The sequence below is a fragment of the Vibrio sp. 378 genome, from assembly GCF_033339435.1.
Window position 1 is genome coordinate 1 of record NZ_JAWOUO010001235.1, and the last position, 511, is coordinate 511.

At 49.7% G+C, this 511-nt stretch carries 1 pseudogene; it reads right to left on the reverse strand.

The features are described 5' to 3' along the window. Positions 1–511: pseudogene (locus R7Q48_RS31315) on the reverse strand (electron transport complex subunit RsxC); the annotation flags it as partial.

Consider the following 511-nt stretch of genomic DNA (forward strand, 5'->3'; position numbering starts at 1 on the left):
TCGGATCTTCGCCAAGCTCTTGAGAAGCTGTTTCTTCAACAGGTTGAGATTCAGTTTCTTGCTGCGCTTTGCGCGCTTTTGCTCGAGCAATAGCAGCGGCTACTGCGGCTTTTTTATCTTCTGGCTCTTCAGATGCGTTTTCTTCCTGCTGAGCTTTTTTCGCTTTCGCGCGCGCGATTGCTGCAGCAACTGCGGACTTTTTGTCATCAGCATTGTTAGCAGGGGTTTCGCTTTGTTCTTTTTCTGCTTTACGTTCACGAGCAAGACGCTTGCGCTCTTCACGCAGTTTTGCCATTTCGGAGTTGTCAGGCTCAGTTGCACCAACTTTTGCTGCTGCGGCTTGCTTCGCTTTTGCTTTGGCAATGGCAGCCGCGACAGCAGGTTTAACTGCTGACTCAGCTTTATTATCTTCGTTCGATTTTTGTGCTTTAACACGAGCAATGGCTGCGGCGATCGCATCATCACCACCGGTTGACTTCATCTCTTTTCGACGGTCATCCGCGGCTTTCTT